At 27.8% G+C, this 1,849-nt stretch carries 1 protein-coding gene; it reads right to left on the minus strand.

Annotated elements, in window-relative coordinates; all coding sequences use genetic code 4:
• Positions 1 to 331: 331 nt before the first annotated feature.
• Positions 332 to 1,519 (minus strand): phosphoglycerate kinase, encoded by a 1,188-nt coding sequence (locus tag ACXYRP_RS04150; RefSeq protein ID WP_458615282.1) that lies wholly within the window; start codon positions 1,517 to 1,519, stop codon positions 332 to 334.
• Positions 1,520 to 1,849 lie beyond the last annotated feature (330 nt).

Raw genomic sequence — 1,849 nt, forward strand, 5'->3', positions numbered from 1 at the left:
ATATGCAGAGATGATACAATGTTAATTTTCTGTTAATTTTTATGTCCTTGTTTAGCAGTTGTTATAATCCAAAATAGCATTGTAATTGAGGTTAATATTAAGGTAGCAAGGTTTAATCTAAATAATAATCTTGTTTTTTCTGTCATTTTTCCTTCTTGTTTGATTTTTAATTTAACTTTATATATGATAAAGCAAAAAAAAAAAAAAAAACAGAAACCACAAAAAATTTGTGGATTTTTATTTATTTATGGAATATGAATTTAATATTTTCACATTATTAAGAATATATAAAAAATCGTTTATACATAGATGTATAAACGAAACAAAATTTCTATTTTTTATCTTGGATAGCAGTAACTCCAGGTAGTTCAAGTCCTTGCAATAATTCTAAACTTGCTCCACCACCAGTTGATACATGTGAGAATTTATCTGACATTCCAAGTTTTTCAACAGCAGCTACTGAATCACCACCACCTACAACTGAGTAGCAATCTTTTAGTTCTGCTATTGCTTTACATACGGTAAATGTCCCATTACGGAAGTTTTCAAATTCAGCAACACCAACAGGGCCGTTTCATACAACAGTCTTCGCTCCCTGAAGAGTTTGTTTAACTAATTCTAAAGATTTAGGACCGATATCTAATCCCATATATCCATCTTTGATTCCCCCAGCATGGAATTCTGGTGTAACATCTTTAAATTCCTTCGCAACTGCATGATCAACAGGTAAAACAACTTTATCTTTGTATTTAACTAAGAAATCCTTAGCAAGAGCAACAAAATCGTTTTCTACTAATGATTCACCAATTGCATAACCAGTAGCCTTTAAAAATGTATATGCCATACCGCCAGCAATAACCATTTTGTCAACTCTTTGAATTAAGTTTTCAAGAACTTGGATTTTATCTGATACTTTAGCTCCACCTATAATAGCAACAAACGGATGTTCTGGATTGTTCAATACTTTTTTAAGGGATGTTACTTCTTTTTCCATTAAATATCCTAAAGCAGATTCGCTCATATTTTTAGATATTCCAACATTTGATGCATGTGATCTATGTGCAGTTCCGAATGCATCATTAATGAATACATCTCCTAATGATGCTCAGTATTTACCAAGATCTGGATTGTTTTTGCTTTCTGCTTTATCATTTAAATCTTCAAAACGGGTGTTTTCAACCATCAAAACATCACCTGGTTTCATTTGATTAATAGCTTTTTCTAATACTTCACCTTTGGTATAAGGGACAAAGATAACGCCTTTGTTTAATAAACGAGATAATTCAGCAGATACTGGTCTAAGTGATTTTTCTCTTAAATCATCTTTTGACTTAATTCTTCCGAGGTGAGAGAATAATATGGTTTTACCACCATCGCTGATAATTTTTTTAATAGTAGGTAGTGCTGCTGTAATTCTTTTAGTAGAATAAATAATACTGTCTTTTAATGGAACATTAAAATCCACTCTAACTAAGACTTTTTTGTCTTTTAAAACAACATCATTGATTGTTTTTTTCATATATACTCCTATATCTAAGTTATTATTTATTTAATTATAATAAAATTCTGTTGTAATTGAAAAAATAACAAAAAGAATTTCAAATTTTTATTAAATTATAAAATCTTATTTAAAGACTAACAACAAAATGGTAGAATTATAATATCTTATAAAAAAAAGATTATTTTATATACTTTTTGTATCAATAAGTAAAATAGATAATCTTTATTATTAGTTTAATTATATTTTAAAAGTTAATAATTGTTAGGAGTTTTAATATGGATATTAAAAAATTAGATAAAGTAGGACAAAAAGATTAACAATTAATTCTGTTAATCTTTTTGTTTTATT

Source organism: Mycoplasma sp. 5912, from assembly GCF_054353835.1.